Origin of the sequence: Vibrio sp. 10N.222.52.B7, assembly GCF_041474275.1 — a bacterium.
GTDB classification, from domain to species: Bacteria; Pseudomonadota; Gammaproteobacteria; order Enterobacterales; family Vibrionaceae; genus Vibrio; species Vibrio crassostreae_C.
Genome location: NZ_JBFRTU010000660.1, coordinates 1 through 294, shown reverse-complemented (window position 1 = coordinate 294; position 294 = coordinate 1). Strand labels below are relative to the sequence as shown.

Annotated in this window: 1 pseudogene; it reads right to left on the bottom strand. The window is 41.8% G+C overall.

Annotated elements, in window-relative coordinates:
- Positions 1–198: pseudogene (locus AB4512_RS24690) on the bottom strand (GNAT family N-acetyltransferase); the annotation flags it as partial.
- Between the last annotated feature and the right edge of the window lie 96 nt (positions 199–294).

Genomic DNA, 294 nt, shown 5'->3' with positions numbered 1-294 from the left:
GGCAAACTTTCTCAGCCTCGCTTCATTGCCTTGGATATAGATAGATGCGACACAAACCAACTGCTCACCAATAAACGCGCCGTAATGCGTTGCTTGTTCGTCATTTGGCACCATGCAAAACGACATCGGTTTATCAGGCCAAAGCACTTGATGCCTAACCGGAAGTACCTCAATCGCTGAAAGCTGTTTTATTTCCATATTCTCGGTTTAAACTCCCGACTTGATGCCCCTTTTTGTGATTGCCATGATTGTTATTACTAAGCTTATTATTACAAAACTTGGTAAGTCATTAAA